Origin of the sequence: Paracoccus sp. (in: a-proteobacteria) (assembly GCF_032007265.1) — a bacterium.
Classification (GTDB): domain Bacteria; phylum Pseudomonadota; class Alphaproteobacteria; order Rhodobacterales; family Rhodobacteraceae; genus Paracoccus.
The window spans coordinates 1-1,623 of record NZ_DALZMB010000211.1 but is presented as its reverse complement, the minus strand read 5'-3'; the positions used below and the strand labels follow the sequence as shown (position 1 = coordinate 1,623).

Here is a 1,623-nt window from a genome sequence, read left to right as displayed (position 1 = left end):
CCGTCGATCTCGGCGGCAGTGCGATACCTCAGCGTGGGTCGTTCGCAAATGAACCGCATGCTGCGCGATGGGATGACTCCTCGCTATTTGGATTATCTCCTCGGCAAGCTGATGGCTGCTGATGCGCGCGCAGCAGCGCTGCAAACAAAATCCTTCGAAAGAAAGGGATCTGAGCATGACGCAAGTTTCTGAGTTCTGGGCTTACCCGTTACGGCAGGGCGACCGGCTTCAAAGCTATGAGTGGATGCCGCTCTATACCGATCGGCTGCTTTCTTCGCGCTTCGTGGCTAAAGCTATTTTTGCGGGGCGGCGGGAAGATATCGGGACAGCATTGCTGCTGTGGTCGGCCAGCATGAAGCAGGATCCTGCCGGCACTTTGCCGGATGACGATGTCGAGCTGGCTCAACTCGCGCGTTTCGGTGCGGACGTCGATGCGTGGCGCGAAGCGCGCGAGGTCTCGCTCTACGGTTGGCGGCCTGTCCATATCGATGATGCGCCAGAGGGTGCGGCGCCGCGGCTTGGGCATCCGTTGATCGCAGATATCGCGCGTGATCAGTTCTCGCGCAAACGGGGGCGCGAACGTGGGCGTGAGGTCGCGGCGTTCGCTACCATGAAATCTCGTGTCCGAACCAAACTGCGGGAAGTTAAGCAGGGGCGCGTTGCCGAAAATGACTTTGCGGTCGAGCAGATCGCAACCTGGCTGCGGGACAACGACCTCTATGTCACGGCTGAGAACGTGCGGGTCGCCATGGATGATGTCATGGGCGGACCTAAGGTGGTCGCTATGGCCGGGCGGGAGGTCTGATCGGAGCGATGTTTCGTCCCTAGCGCACTGTAATCGCGCTGAAATCCAACTGTAATGAACTGTAATGATTACAGCAGATGACAGTAAGATTTCAGCATGTTTTCAGCATCGCAACTGTAATTGCCCTACAGGACAAAACATCACACCGACACAGACAAAGACATGAAACCTCTTAAGGCGGCAACGGGATCGCCTGTGGATAAGTCGGGATTGCTGAGAAAGGGGCGGTGATGAACAGCGAAGATCAGGCACTGGGTGAAAAAAGAGTGATGAGGCTGCTGATCGAGCCTTTGAAACGGCGCGGGCTGGCCAAGCCGTCAACGCTGACGGTTTCGGGGTTTGATGAGATGATCGAGGGACTGTGCCAGCGCCTCGCCTATATGTCGGATGGATCACTGATGGCTCTGGAAGAGCAGGCCGCATCCAACCCGAGCGGCAAGGATCGTGATCGGTTTCCTATTGGGAATATGATCCTGCAATGGGCCGCCAATATCCAGCCGCCGGGTGACGGTGCCTCGCCTCTGATCCGTGCGATCTTCGCGCACGAATGCGGCCAAGCTGCAATCTCGGAGGGCTGGGCACCTGAGCTGCTTTATCACCTTCGTCATAACAGGAGCTGGCCGAATAACTGGACACTTGGCCAGGTCCGCGATGGTGCGGCCACCAACGTGCGTCGGCTACAGGATCTAGAGGGGCGGCTTGCCCGAGACGGTGAGCTTGGCCCTGTCGATCGTGATTGGCGTGATCGTCGTATTGCGGCGCTGCAGCGCTGCCGTGAAATCGGGGAAGGGGCAGCAGCATGACGGCGATCTGGACGC

Annotated in this window: 3 protein-coding genes; all 3 read left to right on the top strand. The window is 58.4% G+C overall.

Annotation, left to right across the window (positions count from 1 at the left end; all coding sequences use genetic code 11):
* Positions 1-192 (top strand): hypothetical protein (locus tag RTS12_RS20775; RefSeq protein WP_312532070.1); only part of this gene is annotated, 192 nt, incomplete at its 5' end.
* Complete coding sequence (locus RTS12_RS20770) at positions 176-805, top strand: DUF1376 domain-containing protein (RefSeq protein ID WP_312532068.1); 630 nt, start codon at positions 176-178, stop codon at positions 803-805. The genes RTS12_RS20775 and RTS12_RS20770, both read left to right, overlap by 17 nt.
* Before the next feature lie 230 nt (positions 806-1,035).
* Complete coding sequence (locus RTS12_RS20765; RefSeq protein WP_312532066.1) at positions 1,036-1,608, top strand: hypothetical protein; 573 nt, start codon at positions 1,036-1,038, stop codon at positions 1,606-1,608.
* The last annotated feature ends 15 nt before the right edge of the window (positions 1,609-1,623 follow it).